Annotated in this window: 22 protein-coding genes; 8 read left to right on the plus strand and 14 right to left on the minus strand. The window is 51.9% G+C overall.

Annotation, left to right across the window (positions count from 1 at the left end):
• Window positions 1-113: 113 nt before the first annotated feature.
• From ACJJIZ_RS17260 to gyrA, 13 genes are all read right to left on the minus strand, one after another.
• Complete coding sequence (locus ACJJIZ_RS17260; protein WP_444914260.1) at window positions 114-2,066, minus strand: polysaccharide biosynthesis protein; 1,953 nt, start codon at window positions 2,064-2,066, stop codon at window positions 114-116.
• A 53-nt stretch (window positions 2,067-2,119) separates the two neighbouring features.
• Window positions 2,120-3,001 (minus strand): MraY family glycosyltransferase, encoded by an 882-nt coding sequence (locus tag ACJJIZ_RS17265; protein ID WP_444916219.1) that lies wholly within the window; start codon window positions 2,999-3,001, stop codon window positions 2,120-2,122.
• A gap of 354 nt (window positions 3,002-3,355) precedes the next feature.
• Window positions 3,356-3,664: a ComEA family DNA-binding protein gene (locus tag ACJJIZ_RS17270; RefSeq protein WP_444914261.1), complete on the minus strand. Its 309-nt coding sequence runs from the start codon at window positions 3,662-3,664 to the stop codon at window positions 3,356-3,358.
• 141 nt (window positions 3,665-3,805) lie between these two features.
• Window positions 3,806-4,513 carry an orotidine-5'-phosphate decarboxylase gene (gene pyrF / locus ACJJIZ_RS17275; protein WP_444914262.1) on the minus strand — a complete coding sequence of 236 codons (708 nt, stop codon included), beginning with the start codon at window positions 4,511-4,513 and terminating at the stop codon, window positions 3,806-3,808.
• 70 nt (window positions 4,514-4,583) lie between these two features.
• Complete coding sequence (gene lapB, locus ACJJIZ_RS17280; RefSeq protein ID WP_413662668.1) at window positions 4,584-5,777, minus strand: lipopolysaccharide assembly protein LapB; 1,194 nt, start codon at window positions 5,775-5,777, stop codon at window positions 4,584-4,586.
• Between the two features lies 1 nt (window position 5,778).
• Complete coding sequence (locus tag ACJJIZ_RS17285) at window positions 5,779-6,087, minus strand: lipopolysaccharide assembly protein LapA domain-containing protein (protein ID WP_444914263.1); 309 nt, start codon at window positions 6,085-6,087, stop codon at window positions 5,779-5,781.
• Between the two features lie 93 nt (window positions 6,088-6,180).
• Window positions 6,181-6,489, minus strand: coding sequence for an integration host factor subunit beta (ihfB, locus tag ACJJIZ_RS17290; RefSeq protein WP_282932044.1), 309 nt, complete (start codon window positions 6,487-6,489; stop codon window positions 6,181-6,183).
• Window positions 6,490-6,630: 141 nt separating this feature from the next.
• Window positions 6,631-8,310 (minus strand): 30S ribosomal protein S1, encoded by a 1,680-nt coding sequence (gene rpsA / locus ACJJIZ_RS17295; RefSeq protein ID WP_444914264.1) that lies wholly within the window; start codon window positions 8,308-8,310, stop codon window positions 6,631-6,633.
• 168 nt (window positions 8,311-8,478) lie between these two features.
• Entirely contained in the window at window positions 8,479-9,168 is a 690-nt protein-coding gene (gene cmk, locus ACJJIZ_RS17300; protein ID WP_444914265.1) for a (d)CMP kinase, read from the minus strand.
• Between the two features lie 74 nt (window positions 9,169-9,242).
• On the minus strand, window positions 9,243-11,474 hold the full coding sequence (locus ACJJIZ_RS17305; RefSeq protein WP_444914266.1) for a bifunctional prephenate dehydrogenase/3-phosphoshikimate 1-carboxyvinyltransferase: 2,232 nt from the start codon (window positions 11,472-11,474) through the stop codon (window positions 9,243-9,245).
• Window positions 11,474-12,577, minus strand: coding sequence for a prephenate dehydratase (pheA, locus tag ACJJIZ_RS17310; RefSeq protein WP_282932042.1), 1,104 nt, complete (start codon window positions 12,575-12,577; stop codon window positions 11,474-11,476). The genes ACJJIZ_RS17305 and pheA overlap by 1 nt, the downstream gene beginning before the upstream one ends.
• Before the next feature lie 46 nt (window positions 12,578-12,623).
• On the minus strand, window positions 12,624-13,703 hold the full coding sequence (gene serC / locus ACJJIZ_RS17315) for a 3-phosphoserine/phosphohydroxythreonine transaminase (RefSeq protein WP_444914267.1): 1,080 nt from the start codon (window positions 13,701-13,703) through the stop codon (window positions 12,624-12,626).
• Between the two features lie 167 nt (window positions 13,704-13,870).
• Window positions 13,871-16,432, minus strand: a complete 2,562-nt coding sequence (gene gyrA / locus ACJJIZ_RS17320; RefSeq protein WP_108733855.1) for a DNA gyrase subunit A — start codon at window positions 16,430-16,432, stop codon at window positions 13,871-13,873.
• A gap of 192 nt (window positions 16,433-16,624) precedes the next feature.
• Here gyrA and ACJJIZ_RS17325 point away from each other — a divergent pair, with 192 nt between their 5' ends.
• The 4 genes from ACJJIZ_RS17325 to ACJJIZ_RS17340 all read left to right on the plus strand — a co-directional run bounded on the left by ACJJIZ_RS17325 (window position 16,625) and on the right by ACJJIZ_RS17340 (window position 20,201).
• The gene (locus tag ACJJIZ_RS17325; RefSeq protein WP_444914268.1) at window positions 16,625-17,950 is read left to right on the plus strand and encodes a TRZ/ATZ family hydrolase; all 1,326 of its coding nucleotides are present in this window, start codon (window positions 16,625-16,627) and stop codon (window positions 17,948-17,950) included.
• 66 nt (window positions 17,951-18,016) lie between these two features.
• Window positions 18,017-18,718 (plus strand): bifunctional 2-polyprenyl-6-hydroxyphenol methylase/3-demethylubiquinol 3-O-methyltransferase UbiG, encoded by a 702-nt coding sequence (ubiG, locus tag ACJJIZ_RS17330; RefSeq protein WP_444907754.1) that lies wholly within the window; start codon window positions 18,017-18,019, stop codon window positions 18,716-18,718.
• Window positions 18,719-18,730: 12 nt separating this feature from the next.
• Complete coding sequence (locus ACJJIZ_RS17335; protein ID WP_413662676.1) at window positions 18,731-19,390, plus strand: HAD family hydrolase; 660 nt, start codon at window positions 18,731-18,733, stop codon at window positions 19,388-19,390.
• A gap of 52 nt (window positions 19,391-19,442) precedes the next feature.
• On the plus strand, window positions 19,443-20,201 hold the full coding sequence (locus tag ACJJIZ_RS17340) for a YciK family oxidoreductase (RefSeq protein WP_444914269.1): 759 nt from the start codon (window positions 19,443-19,445) through the stop codon (window positions 20,199-20,201).
• An 82-nt stretch (window positions 20,202-20,283) separates the two neighbouring features.
• Here ACJJIZ_RS17340 and ACJJIZ_RS17345 read toward each other — a convergent pair whose 3' ends face one another.
• On the minus strand, window positions 20,284-20,592 hold the full coding sequence (locus ACJJIZ_RS17345; protein WP_444914270.1) for a hypothetical protein: 309 nt from the start codon (window positions 20,590-20,592) through the stop codon (window positions 20,284-20,286).
• Between the two features lie 239 nt (window positions 20,593-20,831).
• Here ACJJIZ_RS17345 and ACJJIZ_RS17350 point away from each other — a divergent pair, with 239 nt between their 5' ends.
• From ACJJIZ_RS17350 to ACJJIZ_RS17365, 4 genes are all read left to right on the plus strand, one after another.
• Window positions 20,832-21,254: a hypothetical protein gene (locus ACJJIZ_RS17350; protein WP_444914271.1), complete on the plus strand. Its 423-nt coding sequence runs from the start codon at window positions 20,832-20,834 to the stop codon at window positions 21,252-21,254.
• A gap of 198 nt (window positions 21,255-21,452) precedes the next feature.
• Window positions 21,453-22,601: a sigma-70 family RNA polymerase sigma factor gene (locus ACJJIZ_RS17355; protein ID WP_444914272.1), complete on the plus strand. Its 1,149-nt coding sequence runs from the start codon at window positions 21,453-21,455 to the stop codon at window positions 22,599-22,601.
• A gap of 99 nt (window positions 22,602-22,700) precedes the next feature.
• Window positions 22,701-23,285: an acyloxyacyl hydrolase gene (locus tag ACJJIZ_RS17360; RefSeq protein WP_444914273.1), complete on the plus strand. Its 585-nt coding sequence runs from the start codon at window positions 22,701-22,703 to the stop codon at window positions 23,283-23,285.
• 119 nt (window positions 23,286-23,404) lie between these two features.
• Window positions 23,405-24,355, plus strand: coding sequence for an IS5 family transposase (locus ACJJIZ_RS17365; protein ID WP_444914274.1), 951 nt, complete (start codon window positions 23,405-23,407; stop codon window positions 24,353-24,355).
• Window positions 24,356-24,457: the final 102 nt, after the last annotated feature.

Consider the following 24,457-nt stretch of genomic DNA (forward strand, 5'->3'; position numbering starts at 1 on the left):
CAAAAGCCCGGATAGATTCCATCTATCCGGGCTTTTTCTTTTCTGTTCAAATGTTTTTTAATCTGCATAGAGCTAGCGGCCAGCCGTACTGGTTAGCCGCTCAAAATAACCAGCTAGCGGGAGCCAGCCTCCCCAACTAACGGCAACCTCTCTACCGTCGCTCCTCCACTTGGTTTTCGCACCTGCCCCTGCCTCGACCAGACAACATCGACCAGCCCCTGCTTGGGTGAATAGCCTTTTACTGCCCGACATAGAATCCTGCGGACCTGCTCGCAATCATGAGAGCCGCACGCATCCCTAAGATCCGAAACCAGGAGCTGCAAAGCCTCGCTATCGAGACGCTCCTCTTCGGCGCGCATAATCATTGGATGGTCCGTGCCCAGCACGTTATCCCCCAACAACAGCTCTTCGTACAATTTCTCCCCAGGGCGCAGTCCAGTGAGCTGAATTTCAATATCACCATCAGGGTTTTCTTCATCCCTTACCGTGTGCCCCATCAAACGAATCAAGCGCTCAGCCAGATCGTAGATGCGAACCGGTTCACCCATATCGAGAACAAATACATCCCCGTTGCGCCCCATACTCCCAGCCTGCAATACCAGCTGAGCCGCTTCGGGAATTGTCATAAAGTAACGGGTTACTTTTGAGTGGGTCACAGTTACCGGACCACCGGCATTGATCTGATCCGTGAACAAGGGAATTACCGAGCCGGAAGAGCCGATAACATTACCAAACCTGACCATACACACACGCATCTTGTTGAAGCGGCGACCAAAATCCTGGCAAATCAGCTCAGCAAATCTTTTAGTGGCCCCCATAACATTGGTTGGCCGGACAGCCTTATCAGTAGAGATAAGCACAAACTGCTCAACCCCACACTGCTCCGCAGCCTCAAGTACAGAGAGAGTGCCCAGAACATTATTGTCGGCACCAATAACAACGTTCTGCTCAACCAAGGGCACATGCTTGTATGCGGCCGCATGGTAAATTGTATGCACGGAGAAGCCCTGAATGATTTCCGCCATACGCTCAGTGTTACGCACATCGCCAAGCAGCGCAGTTACTTCAAACTGGACCCCGTCATCCTGATGCTGCTGTCGCAGCTCGCGCTCTATCTGATAGAGAGCATATTCAGAGGACTCAACAACAACCAACCTGGCAGGCTTCCATTGCGATATCTGCCTGCACAATTCTGACCCGATGGACCCACCAGCACCAGTAACCAAAACCACCTTGCCACTGATGGAGCCAGAAACTAGCTCCTTTTGCGGCTCAACAGGAGCGCGCCCCAGGATATTTTCATAGGTCTGCGAAACATCCTCTGCTCGCCCCACACCGTCGAGCAGCTCCTCCACTCCAGGAATGGCCTTTACCACCAGGCCTCGCTCTCTGAGCGCCTTGGTTATCTCCCTGCGGCGGCGCCTGGGCACTCCCGGCATAGCCAAAATAACTTCTGCTATATCTTTACCCGCAACCACTTCAAGAATGTCTGCGGGGTTATACACGAGCAGCCCATCAATAAATGTCTTTTGTTTGGAGGCGTTATCATCAAAAAAAGCAACGGGCTTATATAGCTGCCCATGAACCAACGCCTTATACATTTGCAGACCCGCAGTACCAGCACCATAAATGGCCACCCGGGTTTTATGAATTTCAAGCGCTGTCTGATAGTAAAGGCGGACCAACCAGCGGGACCCACCCACGGCAATAAATGCAAAGCACCAATAGATCACAGGGACAGAACGAGGAACCCCTGCAGTAGTCAAGTAGGAAAAGAGCGCCAGCATCACTGCAGAAAGGGTTACCCCTTGCAGAACCGCAATAATAGCTTTTTGCCCCATGTACCGGATAATTGTCCGGTACAAACCTAGCCGAAGAAAAATAAAACTAGTAGCGGCTAACGTTAAGCCCAGGCAGGCAAACATTCGCCACTCAAGAAATTGTGCGACACCATTGAGCCGGATTGCCATAGCCAGCAGAAAGGCCAAACTTAACATCAGCATATCAAATGCCAACATCAATACCGGCTTTTGGATTCTCTTTACGCCTCGCCAAACCCTTGTCACATGACTCCCCGGAATCTACCTACAAACAAAAAACCATCCTCTACAGAGGCTACTCAGACCTTCTCAAGTACGGCAACTGCTAATGCCGCTGAAGAGAAGAGCACCATCACGCCCAACTGCACAACGAGCGCTTTTTTTGCTCCAACCCGAATCGCATATCTTTGATAAAAGTGCTCGCGATGAGCCTCCCACCAACGCTGACCGCCCAACATTCGCTTTAATAACGTATAAGTAGCATCCAGCCAAAAAGGTGCAAATATTAGCACCGGCATCCAAAGCTCAAACGCTCCCCGTTGCCAGCCATACAAACTGAGAGCAACCACCGCCAAACCTATACCTGTTGAACCGGCATCACCCAAAAAAATCTTCGCCGAAGGCCAATTGAAGACCAAAAAAACAGACGCACATACAGCCAGCAATGCACAGAGCCAAGCTAGCTCAGCATCTCCATTTAAAGCGCAAACCAACCCCAGAGAAGAAAAGCCGACAAGCGTCATTGACCCCGCCAAGCCATCCATCCCATCCATAAAGTTATAGAGGTTGATAGCCCAGGCTCCAGCCAAAATGAATATTGGGTAGAGCCACCAGTCCAACCTTCCCGGTAGTGCAATTAACAGCAAGGCTACCGCCAGAAGATGAGCTGAAAAGCGAAAATGTATAGCTACACTCCTCAAGTCATCCAGGGCGGACACAGCTAACAGTAACGCAAACGCTCCCAACACCAGCGGAGACAAATCAAGTGGGCTAGCAACTACCGCGACCAAGCAGCCAAGCAGGAAAGCCCACCCACCTGTACGAGGAACCGGCACCGAGTGCATCGAACGATTATTTGGTATGTCGAGCGCAAAATTGCGCATTCTTACAATAAACACCGATGTAGCGCCGTAGCTTGTAGCCACAGCAAGCAATAGTGGAATTACCCACTCCCAAGCCACACTACTCAACCAACCAACCCCTTATCACTTTCACGCAAACCAATCCCTCCAGCCACTCTTAACACAGACAAATATTTGCATCGCAAGCAATTACAATTTACACAGCCCTGAAGGAAAACCCTAGAGGTAGTCCAAGCAGAGAACATTCGCTAATGATTAAAGGAAGATCAGAGCGGGGGGTAGAACACAATAAATTACGAGGCTTTGTGACTAATGTAATCCAAGTATTACATTTTACCGGGGAAAGCAGTTGAATGGTACCAAGGGGGCTCATCTATCGCGACTCTCTTGTCTATCAACTCAAAACCCCGACCGGAGGCAACTATGGACCTACCAGTCGGGACCCGTAAATCTTCAGAGCCGAATTATACCCCTGTTCTTGTCCAGGGTTGCTGCACCTACACCTTTAACATTCAACAACTGCTCTACAGATGTGAACGGGCCGTGCTCTTCTCGATACTCAACTATCAGCTGCGCTCGCGCCTCGCCAATGCCATCCAATTTCTCAGCAAGCTCAATGGCTGAAGCACTATTAACATTGACTGACAGCACAACTTCCTTGGCATCAACACTCTCCAACTCCTCTGCATATATAGAGGGGTTTAGAAAGAGCGAAACAGCTAGTGCAAAAACAACAGAAAACAATCGGTAGGTCAATTTCATGGTCAACTCCCAGTGAATTATCAGTTTCACTTTGGGACTGCAATTACCTCCCCTAAGCAATGCCATGATATCAACAGGCGACTTTCTGTCGGCTCAGGCCTAATTACACATCATTACAAGCTACGAAGCAAGATAACCATCCTAATCTGCCACTTCAGCCAGTACTGACTTTAGGGCCGCTAGAGGTTCAGGAGCCGCGGTGATGGGACGACCCACAACCAAATAGTCAGAACCTTGCGCCAAAGCTTCAGCAGGCGTCAAAGTGCGTCGCTGATCCCCGGCATCAGAGCCCGCGGGACGAATTCCCGGCGTCACCAGGGAGAAACCGGCTCCGCATTCACTTCGCAGCAGTTGGGCCTCCCGTGCGGAGCAGACTACACCGTCGAGACCGCAGGATTTAGCTTGAGAGGCCAGGTGCAACACCTGCTTTTCCAGCGGAGCAGCCACACCAACTGCAGCCAGTTCCTCTGCAGTTGTGCTGGTAAGTACAGTAACCGCAATTAATAGAGGCTTATCTTCGCCAAATTCCCGCAGGGCCTCGGCGGCAGCCAACATCATCCGCTCACCGCCACTTGCGTGAACATTAACCATCCATACCCCCAATTTCGCAGCAGCTTTAACGGCCTTTGCAACAGTATTGGGGATATCGTGAAATTTAAGGTCCAGAAATACCTGGAAGCCACGGTCAACCAGCGTTTTCACCAGGTCTGGACCAGCGGCAGTAAACAGCTCCTTACCAATTTTGACCCGACACAGCGACGGATCGAGCTGATCTGCCATTGCCAGCGCAGACTCAGCATTGTCGTAATCCAGAGCAACGATAACCGGAGAAGAAACTTTAGACTGCAAGAAAAACCTCATTCATTTCAAAAGCCGCCCCGACCAGGCCCTCAGCCCGATGAACAGGACAGTCATTACTTTACTCGCCCTCAATCCCCTTAACGGAGCGTACCGAATCCCAGTGTTTGCAGCTCGGGCACAACCAGTGCAACTGATTGCCCGAAAACCCACAATTGCTACACCGGTAGTGAGGGCGGCTCGCTATTAGCTGATCAATTAGCGTCTTGAGCAAAGAGAGATTCTCTCTCGCCCTACCCTCCGTACTATCTATATGCAGATCGAGAAAGCGTCCCAACCCCCTCAACGATGGGCGCAGCGCCAGCTGCTTCCCCATAAATGCGGCCGCCGCAGCCTCACTATCCTGCTGCTGAATACGCTCAGTCAGGGCAATCAATACACTATTAGAGGGGTGTTCTTTCAACAGGGATTCAAGATAGCGATCCAACCCCTTGCCATCCCCTAAATCCCCATAACAAGTAATCAACAGTTCAAGGATTTCAGGAATATAGTCTGGACTCTGCTTGGGAATCCGCTGCAAAACCTTGATCGCCTCTCTCGGCTTGCCAAGCAGATATTCGAGGCGACCCCACAGCAAATTTGCCCGCACTGAGCTGCGCTCATAACTCAGAGCAGAATCGATATGCTTCCTCGCACTTAGGTAATCCTTTGCCGCTATTGACTCCTCTGCCAATTCGCAACAAAAATGAGCCTGAACCGGGGCCCAGTCAGCCGAGAGGCGCTTGAACCGTCGGCCATGCAATAGGTTTACAGCGTGAATCGCTTTAGCCCACTCCCTTTCATCCCGGTAGACTTCAATCAGACGCTCCAGGCTAACAGCCTTTAACTCCTGAGAGGTCTCAACCAACTCCTGCAGCAGGCGCTCAGCTCTATCCAGCCAGCCAGCAGAAATATAGTCACAGGCAAGTTCAAGTTGAGCTTTGTTTTGACTAACCCTGGACAAGCTCGGGCGCCCGAGTAAATTTTGATGGACTCGGATCGCCTGATCGTACTCCCCTCTTCGGCGCAACAGACTACCAAGAGCCAGGTGGGTATCAAAAGTAGCCTGACTTACTTCCAAAGAGTCAATAAATTTATCAATAGTATCGTCATGGCGCTCACTCAATAAATAGTTTAAGCCCTGGGCGTAAGACCTCACCAGCGCATGCTCTTGCTCACTATAATCCGCCACTTTCTTTTTGGCGCTGCCTCGCCCCAGCACCCAGCCGATCGCGATTGCCGCAAGCAGGAAAAAGAAATAGGTAAAATCGAGCAAATCAGTCTCCAGAAGCCTTGCGGTGGGCGGTGTGTAATTCCCGCTCCATTTTCTTCAATTGCTTCTCGAGCGACCGCACTTGGCGACGCTTGGCATAAACAGGCTGCAGGCTAACGACAAAACCCAGCAACAACCCCAGCAACAAGAAACCAATCAACCAAAAGCCTACACTTCCCGCCGGCAGTTGATAGCCCACAATATTTGGCTTGATAGTCTCCGAATTGGCAACTGCGAAATAAACCCCCAAAGCGATGCAAAGCAGGGCGACGACCCCATAGACGATGCGTGTCAGCCAACGCAAAAATGACAAGGGAACCTCCACGTTCCACAAAAAACTTTATCGATTAACGACGAAGCTCACCCCGATTAATGGCAGTATTTATACTGCTGCCAGGGAATCTAATCATACTTCGATACTCGCCTCATCGTGCATACTTCGATTCACTCTGTCGCGCAACTCTTTGCCAGGTTTGAAATGCGGGACATATTTCCCGGCGAGATCAACCGCGTCCCCAGTTTTGGGATTCCGGCCCGTACGCGGGGCTCGATAGTGAAGAGAAAAGCTACCAAAGCCGCGTATCTCTATACGCTCACCCTGGGACAGGGCATCTGACATGGTGTCGAGCACCACTTTTACCGCCAGCTCTACATCCTTAACTGGCAGCTGATCCAACCTCAACGCAATCCTTTCGATCAGTTCGGACTTGGTCATGCGCTCCGCAACCTTTGTAAGTCATTGATTATTCTGGAGTAGAGCACCAATCATCTAATAGAAAGCCGGACTGGGCAACCCCAGTCCGGCTTTCGGGTCACTCCAAATGATCCATTTGGAGCTGTGAACACTCAAAGACAATTAGTCTTTGTTGTTCATTTGCGCCTTAATCAGGTCACCGATAGTAGCGGGCTGAACTTGTTCAGACTGCTTCTTGCTGTGATCCTTGATAGCTTGCTTCTCGTCGTCCTGGTCTTTGGCTTTGATAGACAGGCTGATCACGCGGTTCTTGCGATCCACGCTGGTGATCTTAGCTTCTACTTCTTCACCTTCTTTCAGAACGTTGCGAGCATCTTCAACCTTGTCGCGGCTGATTTCAGAAGCGCGCAGTACACCTTCTACTTCGTCCGCCAGGATGATTACTGCTTGCTTAGCGTCAACTTCCTTAACAGTACCTACAACGATGCTGCCGCGATCGCTGGTGGTAACGTAGTCGGAGAACGGATCGGACTCCAACTGCTTGACACCCAGGGAGATGCGCTCACGCTCGGAATCGATACCCAGGATAACAGTCTCGATTTCGTCGCCTTTCTTGAACTTGCGAACAGCTTCTTCGCCAGCTTCGTTCCAGGAGATGTCGGACAGGTGGACCAGACCGTCGATGCTGCCGTCGAGACCAATGAAGATACCGAAATCAGTGATGGACTTGATCTTACCGGAGATTTTGTCGCCCTTAGCGAATTTACGCGCGAAGGCATCCCACGGATTTTCCTGGCACTGCTTGATACCCAGGGAGATACGACGACGCTCTTCGTCGATATCCAGAATCATCACCTCTACCTCGTCGCCAACCTGGACAACTTTGGACGGGTGAATGTTCTTGTTGGTCCAATCCATTTCGGAAACGTGTACCAGACCTTCCACACCTTCTTCCAGCTCGGCAAAGCAGCCGTAGTCGGTCAGGTTGGTTACAACCGCCTTCACGCGGCTGTTCTCTGGGTAACGCTGCTTGATGGATACCCAAGGATCTTCGCCCAACTGCTTCAGGCCCAGGGATACACGGCTGCGCTCGCGGTCGAACTTCAGTACTTTTACTTCGATCTCGTCGCCAACGTTCACGATCTCGCTCGGGTGCTTGATGCGCTTCCAAGCCATATCGGTGATGTGCAGCAGGCCGTCGATGCCGCCCAGGTCTACGAAAGCACCGTAGTCGGTCAGGTTCTTCACGATACCCTTGACGCTCATGCCTTCCTGCAGGCTTTCCAGCAGAGCTTCACGCTCTTCGGAGGTGGCAGCTTCCATAACGGCGCGGCGGGAAACAACTACGTTGTTGCGCTTGGAGTCCAGCTTGATAACTTTGAACTCGAGCTCTTTACCTTCCAGGTGCGCAGTGTCGCGAACCGGACGAACGTCAACCAGAGAGCCGGGCAGGAACGCACGGATATTGGCAACATCAACAGTAAAGCCACCTTTAACCTTACCGCTGATAACACCTTTAACCACTTCGTCAGCTGCGTGAGCTGCGTCGAGGATTTTCCAGGCTTCAGCGCGCTTGGCTTTTTCGCGGGACAGACGGGTTTCACCGAAACCGTCTTCTACAGCTTCCAGGGCAACCTGTACTTCGTCGCCCACCTGCAGCTCAACTTCACCTTTATCGTTGGCGAATTGTGCAGCAGGGATAACGCCTTCAGACTTCAGGCCCGCGTGAACGGTAACCCAGTCTTTATCTACGTCGATTACAACACCAGTAACAATTGCGCCCGGTGCCATTTCAACGCTTTTCAGGCTCTCTTCAAATAGATCAGCAAAGCTCTCGCTCATTACATTACCTATAGTGCTGGGTCCAGCCGTTGGTAACTGTTAAGTCTAGTCAACCGCCAGCCGCGACCCCAACCGCGCTGCCAGCACGCGGGTCGGATTACGATAACGGCCGGGCGATTCTGGCTGATCCCGGCCGCTGTCGTTAGAAAACTATTTACTGCCCGAACTTCAGGGTGAAATACGGTCCTGAACCAAATCGAGCACTTTTCGGAGGACTTCATCGATACTCACCCCCGTACTATCCAGCTCAACCGCATCCTCAGCGGGAGCCAGGGGGGAGGCTTTTCTGTTCATATCCTGTGCATCTCGGGCACGGATGTCCTCCAGCAGGTCGCGGAGGCTAACAGAAACCCCCTTCTCCTGCAACTGAGCGAAACGCCTGTTAGCGCGCTCCTCAGCGCTGGCGGTTAGGTAAACCTTGACCGGCGCGTCGGGAAACACGGTAGTGCCCATATCCCGACCATCGGCAACCAAGCCGGGGGGCTGGCGGAAGTCCCGCTGGCGCTGCAGTAGCGCTGCCCGCACACCGGGAATTGCCGCAACCTTGGAAGCAGCCATGCTTACCCGCTCCATACGGATATCTGCGGTGACGTCACTCTCTTCCAGCCACACCTGCAACTGACCGGCACTCACGGTAAAGCGCACATCGAGATCTTTCGCCAATTCGGTCAGCAACTTGTCATTGGAGAGGTCAACTTCCTTATTAACTGCGGCCAAAGCTGCAGCCCGATAAAGGGCCCCGGAGTCCAACAAGGAAAAGCTCAGGCGATCAGCCAAAAGCTTTGCAATGGTCCCCTTACCCGAACCACTGGGACCATCAATGGTAACTACTGGTGGCAACCCGTTTGTATCACTCATATTTTCTTTACAACTCAACATCTCTGGCGGATGCACTCAAGCGAACCACAACCGCCCAAACCTGAATGCCCGTGTCACGCCAACTGCAACTTGAGACCCGCGCCCGTTGCCAGTTCGGCAAAGTTCGGGAATGAGGTCGCCACATTGGCGCAGTGAAGGATGCGGATTGTATCCTTTGCGCGCAGCGATGACACTGCAAACGCCATAGCAATACGGTGATCCCCCAAGCTATCGACGGTGCCGCCAGAAAATACCGCACCCTCTTTGCAGCCCTGGATCACGATACCGTCGGGTGTTGGCTCAGCTTTCACCCCAAGTGCAATCAAGCCATTTGCCATCGCCTGAATCCGGTCACTCTCTTTGACCCGCAACTCCTCCGCACCAGTCAGGACGGTCTCACCTTCTGCACAAGCTGCCGCAACAAACAATGCGGGAAACTCATCAATCGCCAGGGGTACCTGATCCTCAGGGATGCGAATTCCCTTCAAGGGCGCATAGCGAACACGAATATCCGCCACCGGCTCACCCCCCACTTCGCGCATATTCAGCAATTCAACATTGCCGCCCATTGCACGGAGGATATTGATAACCCCATCGCGGGTCGGATTGATCCCCACATGCTCCAGTACAACATCAGAACCGGGAGAGATAGCGGCAGCAACCATAAAGAATGCGGCTGAAGAAATATCGGCAGGCACATCGATGCGACAGGATTTCAGTGAGCCGCCGCCCGCTAACTTAGCCTGGGCACCATCCCGCTCCACCTTATAACCAAAGCCCTGCAGCATGCGCTCGGTATGATCTCTTGTGGGCGCTGGCTCAACGGTAGACGTTTGACCCTCACTATAGAGCCCAGCCAGCAATACCGCTGATTTCACCTGGGCACTGGCCATCGGCAGCGGGTAATCGATCCCTTTCAATGCACTACCACCCTTAATCAAAAGCGGCGGACGGCCTTCCGGGCCAGTCTCAATATCTGCACCCATCTCACGCAGGGGATTAGCCACGCGATTCATCGGGCGCTTTGACAGGGACTCATCGCCAGTGAGTGTTACGTCGAAATCCTGTCCAGCAAGCAATCCAGCCAACAGGCGCATGGAGGTCCCGGAATTACCGAGATATAGCGGTCCGGGCGGTGCCTGTAAGCCATTAAGGCCCACACCATGAATTACAACCCGACCATTGTCCGGCCCCTCAATCACGACCCCCATATCGCGGAAAGCCTGCAGGGTTGCCAGTGCATCCTCACCCTCCAGAAAGCCCTCAACTTCTGTAACTCCCTCGGCCAGGGAGCCCAGCATAATTGAGCGGTGCGACATGGATTTGTCTCCCGGCACCCTGAGCTTGCCATTTACAGCCTCGCCCGGCTGCACGATAAAAGTAATCTCTTGTTCTTGCATAGGTTCCGAATACGCTTGTTTTGCCAACATTTTGGTGAAGTGATCCCGTGCCGCTTTAGCGCGAGTAAAAACCCCCATCAGGGCAGCGCTATCACCGGAGGCAATAGCGTCGCGCAGGGAAGAAAGGTTGAGGCTGTATAGGTCGATGGCCTTTAAGATGGCATCCCGATTGGCGAGCATAATATCTCGCCACATAACCGGGTCACTGGAAGCGATACGAGTAAAGTCACGGAAGCCTCCCGCCGCATAGCGGAAGATATTTTCGTTTTCCGCATCGTGGGCCAAAGTGTCCACAAGGCTAAAAGCGATGACATGGGGAAGATGGCTCGTAGCAGCCAGAACCTCGTCGTGCTCCTCCACTGACATTGTCAGGGGCTCAGCTCCCACAGCCTGCCATGCTCGCTCCACGAGCTGCAAATGAGCAGCTCCTGTATTCGCAAGCGGCGTCAGGATAATGCGGTGATCCCTATAGAGGTCATATCTCGCCGCGGTAACACCACTTTTTTCAGAACCAGCAATTGGATGCCCTGGCACCAAAAAATCTGGAGCACTCCCCCACACTTTTTCTGCCGCTGTCACCACGCTACCTTTTACGCTGGCGCCATCTGTCACAGTGACTCCCGCCGGCAGGTGTTCTTTCAGCTGCGCGAATACAGACTCAATCGCCAGTGTCGGCACAGCCACAAACACCAAATCGCCCGGCTCCAGCTGCGGCAATACCAGCTCGAGACTGGTGCTGGCCCGATCAACAATACCGAGCGCCCTAGCTTCATCGCAGACACTCTCTTCCAAAGCGACCCCGATAACCTCTCGGCAAGCCCTGGCAGCTTTCAGTGCAAGGGCAAAACTCCCCCCAATTAAACCGATCCCAACAACCAGCAGTCGGCCAATTTGAGCTTGCGCCATCACAGCACTCCGCGAGGGTAGGAACCCAGCACTTTCAGATCTGAGGCACAGCCTCCAACCTCTTTTAGCGCCTCGGCAATTCCCTGGGTATCGCGGTGGCCGCTAAAATCGATAAAGAACACATAGGTCCAATTGCCAGACTGCGATGGCCGGGTCTCTACCCGAGTCAAATCGACACTGTAGCGACGAAACGGCTCCAGAAGATCGTGCAGAGCACCCGGCTCATTGCGCATTGACACCATCAATGAGGTCTTATCATCCCCACTCGCAGGCACTTGCTGGGTACCAATAATCAAGAAGCGGGTGGAATTATCCGGGCGATCTTCTATTTTCTCCGACAGCACTTTCAGCCCGTAGAGTTCCGCTGCCATATCGCCAGCTATCGCCGCAGCATTCCACTCACCCTTAACGCGCTTGGCCGCATCCGCATTGCTGGCAACTGCAACACGCTCCACATTGGGATAATGGGCATCAAGCCACTTGCGGCACTGCGCCAGGCTCTGCGCATGGGAATAAATACGAGTGATTGACTCTGGGCGCGTTACATCTGAGATCATCAAGTGATGATGGATTCGCAGCTCCACCTCACCGCAGATACTCAGATTGGAGTGCATAAAGTTGTCCAGGGTGTGGTTGATCACCCCTTCGGTAGAGTTTTCTACCGGCACAACACCGTAACTGACGGCACCTGCCTCTACTTCACGGAAAACTTCATCGATTGCCGCCAGCGGCCGGCTCTGGGCAGAGTTGCCGAAGTGCTTTAATGCCGCCTGCTGGGTAAAGGTACCCTCAGGGCCCAGGTAGGCCACTTTGACAGGCTCTTCCAAGGCCAGGCAGGCCGACATAATTTCGCGAAACAGTCGCGCCATTTCTTCATCAGTCAGCGGGCCATTATTGCGCTCCATAGCCTTGCGCAGCACTTGTGCTTCACGCTCCGGCCGATAATAGAGAGCATCCTCGCCAGTAGCTTTCTTAACCTCTGCAACCTCCAGGGCGCAGCGAGCCCGCTCACTAATTAAGCGAGCAATCTCTCCATCAATACTGTCGATCTGATTGCGCAGCTCCAGCAGTCGCTGGTCACCACTCACAGTTTCCTCTGCCATTCGTTTATCTACTTTCTCTAGAAATCATCAAGATTGAATTAACCACCTAAGCCTTGCGCGCTTCAAAATCTGCCATAAATGCTACAAGCGCTTCCACTGCCTCCATGGGAACGGCGTTATATAGCGACGCGCGCATACCACCCACAGAGCGGTGCCCCTTTAAGCTCAACAAACCCGCTCCTTCTGACTCAATCAAAAACTGCTTATCCAGGCGGTCGTCAGCCAACACAAAGGGCACATTCATGCGGGAGCGACTTCCCTCCTCAACCGGACTGGAGAAAAAGTCACTGCTGTCGAGGAAATCGTACAGCATTTTGGATTTAGCATCGGCCTGCTTAGCCATCGCATCAACCCCCCCCTGACCTTTCAACCACTGGAAGACAAGACCAGACAAGTACCAAGCGAAAGTGGGTGGCGTGTTATCCATAGAGCCCGCTTCTGCAGCCACCTTCCAGCTCAAACTGCGAGGAATATTTTCCAGTGAGCGATCGAGTAAATCATCCCGAATCAAGGCTACAGCGATACCTGAGGGGCCAATGTTTTTCTGCGCGCCGGCATAGATAACGCCGAACTTTTCCACCTCAATCGGTTGAGACAAAATAGTTGAGGACATATCCGCCACTAGCGGGCACTCCACTTCCGGCACATAGCCAAACTCAACACCGCCAATCGTCTCGTTGGGGGTATAGTGGAAATAAGCCGCATCACCACTCGACTGCCAACTGTCTGCCGCAGGTGCATAGCTGAAGTTGCGATCCTCACTGGATGCAACCACATTTACCTCACCGTAGCGACGAGCTTCTTTGATCGCTTTGGCCGCCCAACTACCGGAGTGTATAAATTCAGCTTTGGATGAACCGGCACCGAGAAGATTCCAGGGCACGGCACTGAATTGCCCAGTTGCCCCGCCCTGAAGAAACAACACTTTGTAGTTGCTCGGCACACTGAGCAGATCGCGAAGGTCCTGTTCGGCCCGCTCAGCTACTTCAACAAACTCTGGAGAGCGGTGGCTGACCTCCATTACAGAGCAACCGAGCCCCTGCCAATCGAGCAACTCCCTTTGCGCCTGCTCCAGTACGGGCTGCGGTAAAGCGGCAGGGCCTGCACAGAAATTAAACTTCCTCATGAGCTGATTTCCACAATACAAAAAAGGTTTCAAATACAACTAGATGTGCCTACGCACAAATTGCCATTCAGGGGGATAGATATCGCGCCTTTAGCGTTTTTCGTGGGAGCCAAAGGCAAGAAAGGCCGCGATAAACGCAGCCTTTCTTAGTGGTCTGGAGCGGTGGGTCACTCTTCCCCACCGTTTTCTTCACCGTCATCTTCGGTCTCTTCAATGCGACCGAGACCAACCAGCTTCTCGCCAGTCTTCAGGCGAATCACTCGCACCCCCTGCGTGTTGCGCCCAAGTACAGACACTTCATCAACACGGGTACGCACCAGAGTGCCCTGGTCGGAGATCAACATCATCTCCTCACCTGGGTGCACCTGACAGGCCCCAACCAAGGCACCGTTACGTTCACTTTCCGCGATCGCAATAACACCCTGGGTACCGCGTCCCTTAGTGGGGAATTCGCTGATAGCTGTGCGCTTACCGTAACCATTCTCAGTAGCCATCATCACAGAGCCACCCTCTTCAGGGATAACCATAGCGATAACCTGCTGACCTTCCTGCATACGAATACCGCGAACACCACGGGAAACACGGCCCATAGAGCGCACATTGGACTCGGAGAAGCGCGCTGCCTTACCGGCACTGGTAAACAGCGCTACATCGCGCTCACCATCGGTAATCGCAGTGGCTACCAGGCGATCGCCCTCCTCCAGCTCAATTGCACGCAAACCAACACTGCGGGGGCGGGCAAAAGCGGTGAGGGGGGTTTTCTTCACGGTGCCATTGGCAGTGGTGAAGAAGATAAAGTGATTTTCGTCGTACTCAGACACCGGCATCATGCTACTGATACGCTCGCCCTCTTCCAGGGGCAGCATATTAACCATTGGGCGACCACGGGAGGCTCGGCCAGCGGTGGGCACTTCGTAGACTTTCAGCCAGTACACCTTGCCCTTATTGGAGAAGCACAGAAGGGTGTCATGGGAGTTGGCGATCAATAGATGCTCGACGAAGTCCTCGTCTTTTACCTGGGTCGCGGATTTACCCATACCACCACGGCGCTGGGCCTGGTAATCGGTCAGAGGCTGGCTCTTGGCGTAACCACCGTGAGAGATAGTTACTACCTTGTCTTCCGGGGTAATCAGGTCTTCAACGGTCAGATCCTGGCGAGACGCAACGATATCGGTACGACGCTCATCGTTAAAGTCCTTTGACAGCTGCTCTAACTCTTCGCGGATCACTTCCATCAGACGCTCGAAGCTACCGAGGATATGCAGATATTCTGCAATCTGCTCCAGTCGATCCTGGTATTCTGCCAGCAGCTTGTCGTGCTCCATGCCCGTCAGGCGGTGCAGGCGCAATTCGAGAATTGCCTGAGCCTGGGCCGGGGACAAGTAGTAAGAGTCGTCGCGCAAACCAAATTCTTGCGGCAGATCATCTGGACGGCAGGCATCAGCACCAGCCCGCTCCAGGAACTGCTGTACATTGCCCACAGGCCAGCCTTTAGCCAGCAACGCCTCGCGGGCATCTGCCGGTGTGGCGGAAGATTTGATCAGTTCGATTACCGGATCGATATTGGCGATGGCAATCGCCAGACCTTCCAGAATATGACCGCGCTCGCGGGCTTTGCGCAACAGGTAGACCGTACGACGGGTAACGACTTCCTGGCGGTGGCGAATAAAGTGCTCGAGCAGTTCTTTGAGATTCAATACCTTGGGCTGGCCATCAACCAGGGCCACCATATTGATGCCGAAGACGCTTTCCAGCTGGGTCTGGGAATAGAGGTTATTCAGAACCACATCACCCAGCTCTCCCCGCTTAAGCTCAATCACTACGCGCAAGCCGTCTTTGTCGGACTCGTCGCGCAGCTCAGAGATACCCTCGATCTTTTTCTCTTTCACCAGCTCAGCAATACGCTCGATCAAGCGCGCTTTATTCAACTGGAAGGGGATCTCAGTAATGATGATAGTTTCGCGATTGGTCTTGTCATCGCGGATCACATCTGCTTTGGCACGCACATAAATGCGGCCACGGCCAGTGCGGTAGGCAAGGAGAATACCGGCGCGGCCATTGATGATGGCGCCGGTGGGGAAGTCCGGCCCGGGGATGTACTCCATCAGGTCGTCGACGGTCAACTCGGAATTATTGATCAGAGCCAGACAAGCCTTGATCACCTCACCCAGGTTATGGGGAGGGATATTGGTGGCCATGCCCACCGCAATACCGGAGGAACCATTGACCAAGAGGTTCGGCACACGCGAAGGCAATACCTCCGGCATTTGCTCGGAGCCATCGTAGTTATCGACAAAATTAACAGTTTCTTTATCGAGGTCGGACAGCAGCTCGTGGGCCAACTTGTCCATACGAATCTCGGTGTATCGCATAGCAGCTGGACTGTCACCATCGATAGAACCGAAGTTACCCTGGCCATCTACCAAGGTGTAACGCATAGAAAACGGCTGCGCCATACGCACAATAGTGTCGTAGACCGCAGTGTCTCCGTGCGGGTGATATTTACCGATTACATCACCAACGACACGCGCTGATTTTTTGTAAGGTTTATTCCAGTCGTTTTTAAGCTCGCTCATCGCGTAGAGCACGCGGCGGTGTACCGGCTTGAGGCCATCGCGTACATCCGGCAGTGCGCGCCCGACAATCACGCTCATGGCATAGTCGAGATAAGACTGCTTGAGTTCTTCTTCGATATTAATCGGAGAGATTTCTTTGGCTAATTCGCCCATGGCTTACGGCGTTCCTTTTATAGCGCGGGCGTACGTACTGTGCCCGGGATAAGCGGGCGATTCTACCATAGTTTGAGATGTTTGGAGCCGCAGGACTCGGAGATATACAACTGCGGCACAAACCACGGTTGTCGCCCCCATTGACTGCAGCTACAGTAAAACACCCCCACACAAGCCACCAGATAACTCCTCATGCAACAAGCTGTCGATACCCTGATCCACGCACGCTGGATCATACCCGTCGTACCCGAGAAAAAAGTGTACGAAAACTGTTCGCTCGCGATAGAGAAGGGCAAAATCTCTGCCCTGGTACCCACAGCTGAGGCCTCAATTCGTTTTCAGGCAAAAGATGAAGTCGATCTGGGGCAACACGCATTAATTCCAGGGTTAATTAATACTCACAACCATGCGCCCATGACGCTATTGCGCGGCTACGCTGATGACCGCCCACTTAAAGAGTGGCTGGAGCAGCACATCTGGCCGACAGAGCAACGCTGGGTAGGTCCGCAATTTGTAGCTGACGGCAGCCGGCAAGCGATTGCCGAGATGCTGCGCTCTGGTACTACTACTTTTTCTGATCAGTACTTCTTCCCGGAAGCCGTCGCCATTGCTGCGCGGGAAAGCGGAATCAGGGCCCATATCGCCTTCCCCGTGCTGGATGCCCCAACCCCCTGGAGCCGCAATAGCGACGAGGCTCTGCACAAAGGATTGGCGTTACGCGATGATTACCGTGCGCACGATCGAATTGAGGTGGTATTTGCACCTCACGCCCCCTACACCGTGGGGGATAAAACACTGGAGAAAATTGCAGTCTGCTCTGCCGAAGCGCAGATCCCCATGCAAATGCACCTCCACGAGACCCACGCTGAAGTTGAAAGCGCCCTGAAAGCTAATGGAGAGCGGCCCACCGAGCGGCTATTCCGCCTTGGGCTATTGGGGCCGCAGACACTTTGTGTACATATGGTGGCCACTAATCAACAAGACATTGAGCTAGTGAGTTCAAGTGGCGCCCATGTTTCTCACTGCCCATCATCTAATCTCAAGCTCGCCTCAGGCTTCTGCCCAGCCTATGACATGCTGGAAGCCGGCATCAACGTATCCCTTGGCACCGATGGCGCTGCGAGCAATAACACCCAAGACCTGTTCTCCGAAGCCAACACAGCCGCACTACTGGCAAAAGCTGTTAGCGGGAACGCAACAGCCCTACCCGCGCATCAGACACTGAGCATGGCGACCATCAACGGAGCCAAAGCACTGGGAATTGAAGATATAACCGGAAGCCTGGAAGTAGGCAAAAGCGCAGACATTGCTGCTATCAATCTCGGCGGTCTAGAACAGCAGCCTTTGCATGACCCAGTGTCCCAGTTGATTTATGCCAACGGAGGACACAATGTCAGCGATGTCTGGGTTGCAGGGCGACAACTTTTAAAGGAGCGCCAGCTACAAACCTTAAACGAAACTGAGGTTATCCAGCGGGCGCAAATATGGCGTGATAGAATCAGCGGAAATTTACGCTAGATAACTGATTCCGGCCCAATCACTGAAAAATGCCGGTTACGAGCGACGGAGTTTGCAGAGAAGTTCATGAGCAATGTAGATCCCTCAGAAATCGCCAAATTTGAGCAACTTGCCAGCCGCTGGTGGGACAAGGAAGGCGAGTTCAAACCACTACACGAAATCAATCCACTGCGTGCAAATTACATTGACCGGTATGCTCCGGTTGCCGGTAAGAAGCTCCTTGATGTGGGCTGCGGTGGTGGCATCCTGGCTGAAGCCATGGCGCAGAGGGGAGCCGATGTCACTGGTATCGATCTAGGGGAAGCCCCACTCAATGTCGCCAAACTCCACGCCCTCGAAAGTGGCGTCAGCGTCAATTATCGCAAAGTGGCAGTAGAGGACCTGGCAGAAGAAGCGCCCGAGAGCTTTGATATTGTTACCTGCCTGGAGATGCTTGAGCATGTACCAGACCCCTCTTCTGTCATTCGCGCCTGCGCAAAACTTGTAAAACCTGGCGGCAAGCTATTTTTCTCTACGATCAACCGCACCCCTAAAGGGTGGCTGTTTGCCGTAGTCGGAGCAGAATATGTCCTACGCTTACTGCCCAAGGGCACTCATGAATACAGTAAGTTTATCCGCCCCTCAGAAATGGGCGCCTGGCTGCGCGATGAGTCCCTGGAAGCGCACGATATAACCGGTATGACTTATAACCCGGTTACCCGAAGCTACAAATTGAACCCCCGGGATGTCGACGTCAATTATTTGATGTATGCCAGCAAACCAGAATAAGTGAACTGCAAAATGAAAGCCGTTTTATTTGACCTGGATGGTACCCTGCTTGATACAGCGCCAGATTTTATTGTTGTATTAAATCAACTGCGCCAACAGGAACAGTTACCTCCACTGCCTGACGAGACGATCCGGGGAACTGTATCCAATGGTTCCAGGGCGCTAGTCACATTGGGGTTTAACAAAGAAGAAGGTGACCCCGCCTTCCCAGGATTATTGCAAAGGTTGCTGGACCTCTACTTGGCACATCTTGCAGAGAAGACGACCACTTTCCCCGGTATCGACAATCTGCTCGACAACCTGGTTGAAAAAAACCTTCCCTGGGGGATTGTCACCAATAAACCGGAGGCCTACACCACTCCTCTGATGGAGGCTTTTACCCATCTACCGCCAGCCTCTGCAATTGTTTGCCCTGACCACGTCAGCAAATCCAAGCCGGACCCCGAGCCCCTATTTTTAGCCTGCAGCCAGATTGGCTGCGCTCCCGCTGAAGCAATTTATATCGGCGACCACAAGCGCGATATCATCGCCGGCCAAAAGGCTGGTATGCCAACTATCGCTTGCGGGTATGGTTATATTGACTCTACAGACAACCCCGCCAATTGGGGGGCAGACCACCTGGTAAATTCCGCCAATGAAATTTGGCCCCTTCTAGAACAACACTATTTTTGAAACTTGAAGCAATACCGGGCACCCAAGCCCGGTGACAGTATCGGGATATTTCATGTCAGACTTTGTTGGCGACTATCAAGCGCCCTCCGACCTATTAAAGAGCAAAATTATTCTTATCACCGGTGCCGGGGATGGCATAGGTAAAACTGCAGCAAAGACTTTTGCTGCTCACGGGGCGACAGTAATTTTGCTAGGCCGTACAACCCCCAAGCTAGAAGCGGTCTATGACGAAATCGAGACTGCCGGCGGACCACAGCCGGCTATTTTCCCCATGGACCTGGGCGCGGCAAAAATAGAGGATTTCGAGAGCCTCGCAGAAGCTATTCGCAACGAGTTTGGCCGCCTGGATGGACTCCTGCACAATGCCGGCCTACTCGGGCAACGCACCCCTATCGGCAATTACAATTTCAACACTTGGCAACAAGTAATGCAGGTGAATGTTAATGCAGCGTTTGGACTAACAAAGGCAATGCTGCCCCTGCTAGAGGAATCAGAAGCCGGCTCTGTTGTCTTTACAAGCTCCAGCGTTGGGGTTAAAGGGAGAGCCTACTGGGGGGCCTATTCAGTATCGAAGTTTGCCACCGAAGGGCTGATGCAGGTACTCGCCGATGAACTGGAAGGGGTTTCCAACACCCGGGTCAACTCCCTAAATCCAGGGGCAACCCGTACATCAATGCGAGCAACTGCCTACCCAGCAGAAAACCCTCAGTCGGTAACCTCTGCAGAAGATATTATGCCCACCTACCTCTATTTAATGGGCAGAGACAGTAACGGAGTTAGTGGGAAGCACTTCAGCGCTCAGAAACAATAGATACCCTGTCTCCTGGACAAGAATCCGGGCTTCGGTCTCGGGTACTTGTCCATATAAGTCCTATTGGCATTGCACTTGATAGCTACTCACCGAAGCCCTTGTCATCACTGTCTTTTGCGTCTACCCCCTCTCCAACTGGCGGCATATGCTCCGGAGCATCGGCAAATACATCACCTTCAAACTCCATCATATGCGAACCATCAAACAGCTCTATATCTTGAGCATCTCCCGAGTACTGGTTGTAGTCAACGGACTGATCATCCCGCTCACTAAATACAACCCCCACAGCATAAGCTGCAGATCGATCAGACACCGCAAGGCTTATTGCCTCGCAAGACATATACCCAACCACAACAGCAAACAGTGCTGCAGGTGTTAGCAACCCCTTCATTTTTCCGCCCCCGGATAATTAGCCTTATAGTTTTGCTTGTATCGGCAGGTTTTAGTCATCTTTCTGTCTCAGCATGGCACGTCCAATACCACGACACCCAAGCCTACACAATTAACTCCATAAATTCTTTCATGTTGTTTCCCCCAAATGTGTGAACATCTTCTCAAATTTATTTGTCCAGCCTAATCTTGTCAGGCAGAATGAACCCATAGTTAGCAAATAAGCCAGTGTCCTGAATCATGAAAACAGCACTTATTTTCAGCATGCTCGTACTCATTTCCCCATCAATCTTCGCACAATCAGTCGCCAGCCAAATCAAGTCTTGTTCCGAGACCAAGCCGCAGGATAAGCGTCTCTCATGCTATGATCAGATCGCCGCTTCTTTGGAGCAACATGCGGTTAGAGACTTCGGCCGCGAACAGAAACTTGCAAGCGAGGAAGCACCTGAAAAAATTGACGCCAAGATAACGGCTATTCAAATGGGTGCTTATAACAAGCGATTCATTACCCTTGATAACGGTCAAGTGTGGAAGCAAAATGACTCAAGTAGAGTATTTTGGAACGTTGGTGATTCTGTAATTGTTGAAAGGGCCTTGCTGGGCTCATTCTTTATGAAGCCAGCCGACGGCAGCCGAAAACTCCGTGTAAAACGTATTAAATAATCTTTATAGCCTCCACGGGTGCCCTCATGCACCCGTGCCACCTGCCTCTCCCACCTCAATTATAGTGACCTATTAGCCACTTCCATCTCCAGCAGATTTCTACACACTCTTCTATAGTGAGAAAGGAATAGGCGCCAAAAGCGCCTGAGAGACTAATCAGCGTGTAGTACTTACACAGCCAACAGAAGGTTTAAGCACTTGTCCCGAGAACATTTTTACTCAAGGGATGAAGAATGGCTGAAGGATACAGGCGAACCACTCTCTGACTCCTGCCAGGGTGCCAGCGAGCCCGACCCTCAAGTCGAGCGAGACCCTGACTCGGAAGAGATTCATGCAGCGGGTGATACCCTCTCCGAGAGCGGCACCACCCCAATGCAGAGCTATCTCAAGCACCTCTACAGGCTTGAGCTATTAACTCCGGAGGAAGAACACAGCACCACCTGTCTATTGCGCGACCTGGAAGAAAAGCTCATTTCCAACCTTCAGGAGAGCGGCACCGAGTTAGTCCAGCTACGCAGCGAAGGAGTGGAGCAGCGCGGAAGTACAGGCGCCTACGACCATGGACTTATAATTGCCCACACTGAAATCCTGCTTACCAGCAATTTCCTGGATAGGCGCGGTCGCAGCAGGCTGACCGGGCTCCTACAGCGCTTTCAACAACAGCGGAAAAAACTGATCCAATGTAATCTGCGCCTGGTTATTGCCATCGCAAAACGTTTTCGCAATCCATCAGTTCCCTTTATCGATTTAATTCAAGAAGGCAATGTTGGATTAATGAAAGCCATTGAGCGATTCAAACCACAAATGGGATACCGCTTTTCGACCTATGCCTACTGGTGGATTCAGCAAGAAATTCAATTAGCTTTAAGGCGCAATGAAGATCTTGTCCGACAACCAGCCAATGTCCAGGATGATTTAAGAGCGATTTACAGAGCCATTGGTGAAGTGCGCGCTCAGGGGCAACCTGCATCCGATGACAATCTGGCCCGCCACACAGGACTAGATATTGAGAGAATCCAGAGCTTATTAAAACTCCCAGGACCAACTGGGTCTCTCGATGACCCAGTCGCAGACGACCAGAGCAGTACCCGACTGGACTACGCACCTGCTGATGAACTTTACAATACCGATGAGCTTGTAACTAACCAGGAGCTAGCTCAACGCCTCCGTGAAGCTGTTGCCCGCCTCCCCGCACGACAAAGGACAGTCCTCAACTTGCGGTATGGATTAATTTCTGACAAAGATTGCTCTTTTCGAGTTATTGGCGAGCAATTGGGGCTTAGTCAGGAGCGCGCGCGACAACTTCATTCTGACGCACTTCGACAATTGAAGCGGCAGTGGCGTTAGAAAAGGAAGAAGTCGATGGCAAGCCTCTCCTGAGAGCTTGCCATCGAACCCTTTCCCACTAGTCTTTAAAACAGTTCTATCAGTTAGTACTGCGAAGTTATGCGTAAGTTAGCGGTCTTCAACGAAAAATACTGTGCCTTTAAATGCTGTACCTATTTTTTTGTCGGCGGACTACTTCTAGCCCCACCGACGCAAGCAGAATCCGAGCTCATTGCAAGCGCAGGTAAAGGGTTAGGAAATGAGTTAATGCAGTATCGCTCTATCTCAGCTTCAGAAATGGCTGGATTCAGCTACTCCTATCTACTGTCTTCATTTAGCCTTGGCGACAATTCACTTCAATGGTGGGGACAAGGCAGCTACTCCCATATGCGAATTGAACACCACAGCGAGAAACAGCAACAAAATATTCTCGAAATTAAACCTATTTTGCGCTGGTACCCCCGAGGTGAATTACGGGGCGGCTTTGCTGAAGCAGGCGCAGGAGCATCCTACTTAAGCCAAAAGAACTTTGGTGATATTGGATTGAGCACCAAACTAAACTTTTCTCTGCACTTTGCTTTCGGGTACCGTTTTTCCAGAGGCCACGTCCTTTCTTTAAGATACAGTCATTTTTCAAACGCCAGAACCAATACACCCAATCCCGGTTTTGATTTCGCCTCCTTGAACGGGCACCTTAACTTTTAGAAATTCAACCATTCAATACTTTCAAGATTGCTAACGACTAAGATTGCTTTTAAGGAACCTCTGAATAATTCTGAGTCAATTTGGTAATATTCACCTACCCATCAAGACTACGATGAATCATGCACCAAGTCACCTTTGCCGAAGCAGAATATAAGCTAAAGCGCCGTATAACTCGCCGAGAGAAGTTTCTTTCTCAAATGGAAACTCTCATCCCATGGCAGCGACTAGAAGCTCAGATCACTCCTTGTTACCCACAAGGCAAACTTGGCCGACAGCCATATCCATTGAGTGTCATGCTTCGTATTCATTGCATGCAACTATTTTACAATCTCAGTGATCCCGCTATGGAAGATGCACTGTATGAAATTGAATCCATGCGTAGTTTTGCTGGATTGACTTTGAGTAACCCAATTCCCGATGAAACAACGATTCTTAACTTTCGCCACTTACTGGAGCTCAATCAGCTAGGTGCAGCTCTTTTTGATGAAATCAACAAACATCTTGCTGAGAATGGCATGGTGCTGCGTGAAGGCACGATTGTAGATGCCACTATTATCTCTGCGCCAACTTCAACTAAGAATGAAAAGAAAGAACGTGATCCGGAAATGCATCAAACAAAGAAAGGCAATCAGTGGCATTTTGGGATGAAAATGCATATCGGGGTTGATGATGTGCTCGGAGTAATACATAGCATAGATACAACAGCAGCGAATTCGCATGATGTCACAACTACAGAGCGAGTTCTCCACGGGGAGGAGAAAAGAATCTGGGGAGACTCTGGGTACATTGGTGCGGAGAAACGTGAAGAGTTGAAAGAGCGGAAGGCGGATTGGTATATAGCAATGAAGCCGAGCAAGCTAAAAACTCTTCCAGGGCGTGATGCACTTCGTAAAGCGGAAAAGATCAAGGCGCAGATAAGAGCGAAGGTCGAGCACCCCTTCCGCTACATCAAACGGGTATTTGGTTATGACAAGGTCCGCTATCGGGGACTGCTAAAGAATACTGAGAGGCTGTGCTTACTGGCAGGCTTTACCAACTTATTAATAGGGAGAAAATACTTGGCTGCCTAGGGGTGGTTCGCCTGAAACCCGCCTATTGAGGGTTTCAGATGAAAATTAGGGGACTATTACGCGAAAATTACACATTTGTGCGTAATAAAGTGAATTTTTCAA

This window comes from Microbulbifer maximicatervae (SeqCode) (assembly GCF_052467225.1).

Bases quoted from the DNA above. Each gene is read 5' to 3' on its own strand.
- serC (WP_444914267.1), bottom strand. From the start codon at position 13,703: ATGAGGAAGTTTAATTTCTGTGCAGGCCCTGCCGCTTTACCGCAGCCC.
- ACJJIZ_RS17270 (WP_444914261.1), bottom strand. From the start codon at position 3,664: ATGAAATTGACCTACCGATTGTTTTCTGTTGTTTTTGCACTAGCTGTT.
- ACJJIZ_RS17305 (WP_444914266.1), bottom strand. From the start codon at position 11,474: ATGGCGCAAGCTCAAATTGGCCGACTGCTGGTTGTTGGGATCGGTTTA.
- ACJJIZ_RS17325 (WP_444914268.1), top strand. From the start codon at position 16,625: ATGCAACAAGCTGTCGATACCCTGATCCACGCACGCTGGATCATACCC.
- ACJJIZ_RS17350 (WP_444914271.1), top strand. From the start codon at position 20,832: ATGAAAACAGCACTTATTTTCAGCATGCTCGTACTCATTTCCCCATCA.
- rpsA (WP_444914264.1), bottom strand. From the start codon at position 8,310: ATGAGCGAGAGCTTTGCTGATCTATTTGAAGAGAGCCTGAAAAGCGTT.
- ACJJIZ_RS17340 (WP_444914269.1), top strand. From the start codon at position 19,443: ATGTCAGACTTTGTTGGCGACTATCAAGCGCCCTCCGACCTATTAAAG.
- ACJJIZ_RS17335 (WP_413662676.1), top strand. From the start codon at position 18,731: ATGAAAGCCGTTTTATTTGACCTGGATGGTACCCTGCTTGATACAGCG.
- ACJJIZ_RS17345 (WP_444914270.1), bottom strand. From the start codon at position 20,592: ATGAAGGGGTTGCTAACACCTGCAGCACTGTTTGCTGTTGTGGTTGGG.
- ACJJIZ_RS17365 (WP_444914274.1), top strand. From the start codon at position 23,405: ATGCACCAAGTCACCTTTGCCGAAGCAGAATATAAGCTAAAGCGCCGT.
- pheA (WP_282932042.1), bottom strand. From the start codon at position 12,577: ATGGCAGAGGAAACTGTGAGTGGTGACCAGCGACTGCTGGAGCTGCGC.
- ubiG (WP_444907754.1), top strand. From the start codon at position 18,017: ATGAGCAATGTAGATCCCTCAGAAATCGCCAAATTTGAGCAACTTGCC.
- ihfB (WP_282932044.1), bottom strand. From the start codon at position 6,489: ATGACCAAGTCCGAACTGATCGAAAGGATTGCGTTGAGGTTGGATCAG.
- cmk (WP_444914265.1), bottom strand. From the start codon at position 9,168: ATGAGTGATACAAACGGGTTGCCACCAGTAGTTACCATTGATGGTCCC.
- ACJJIZ_RS17360 (WP_444914273.1), top strand. From the start codon at position 22,701: ATGCGTAAGTTAGCGGTCTTCAACGAAAAATACTGTGCCTTTAAATGC.
- gyrA (WP_108733855.1), bottom strand. From the start codon at position 16,432: ATGGGCGAATTAGCCAAAGAAATCTCTCCGATTAATATCGAAGAAGAA.